Raw genomic sequence first — 956 nt, 5'->3', positions numbered from 1 at the left:
GCGCAACCTGGTGGCAGCGGCTGCCGCCATCAGCGACAGCCAGTTCACCAGCAACGGCTTGTATGGCGCGAATGGCACCACGCCCAGCTTTACCGATGCCAACGGCAAACTCATCGTTGAAGCCGGAGCACAGATCAGCACGGCGCAACCGGCCTCGGTCACGCAAGGCGGCGGCTATGTACTGCTGCTGGGCAGTGAAGTCAGCAATGCCGGCCAGATCAGCACGCGCCGCGGCCAAACGGAGCTGGCGGCCGGTGATAGTTTCATCATCCGCAAAGGCGTGGGCACCGATGGCAATACGGCCTCGACCACGCGCGGCAACGAAGTCTCGCCGCAGTTCATCAATGGCAGCACCGCCGGCCAGGTGGTCAACAGCGGCCTGATCGTCGCGCGCGAAGGCGACATCACACTGGCCGGGCGCGATGTGCAGCAAAGTGGCGTAGCCATCGCCACCACCACCGTCAACACACGCGGCACCATCCACCTGCTGAATTCGGCCAGCGATACGCAAGGATCGGTCACGCTCGGCCAGAACGCCATCACGGCCGTGGCGATTGAAGACGACGGCAGCACCACCGCCCTGAACAGCCAGCGCGACGCCCTGATCGCCGACTCGGCAGCGCAGGACGGATTACGGACAGGATCGTCGTCGGGCCTCTTCGACAACCTGTCCAAACTGTCGGACCGTCGCGACCAGTCGCGCGTGGAAATCGTCAGCGGCGGCAATGTCGACTTCCAGGGCAACTCGCTGACCCTGGCTACCGGTGGCCAGATCGCGGTCAGCGCGACCAAACGCTCTTTTGCCGCCAGCGGTTCGATGTTGGACGTTTCGGGTGCCGTGGGCGTGAACCTGTCGATGGACAGCAACAACATCAAAGTCAACGTGCAAGGCAATGAGCTGCGCGATGCGCCGCTCAACCGCGATGGTGGTTCTTTACTCAACAGCAATGTCTGGT

1 protein-coding gene is annotated in these 956 nt (G+C 63.3%); it reads left to right on the top strand.

Features of this window, described 5'->3' with window-relative positions; all coding sequences use genetic code 11:
* Window positions 1-956: hypothetical protein (locus AKL28_RS24960; protein WP_197091100.1), on the top strand; the 956-nt coding region annotated here is incomplete at both ends.

The organism is Herbaspirillum chlorophenolicum, from assembly GCF_001189955.1.
GTDB classification, from domain to species: domain Bacteria; phylum Pseudomonadota; class Gammaproteobacteria; order Burkholderiales; family Burkholderiaceae_D; genus Herbaspirillum; species Herbaspirillum chlorophenolicum.
The sequence above is the reverse complement of the archived record's forward strand: the minus strand, read 5'-3'. Positions and strand labels throughout refer to the sequence as shown.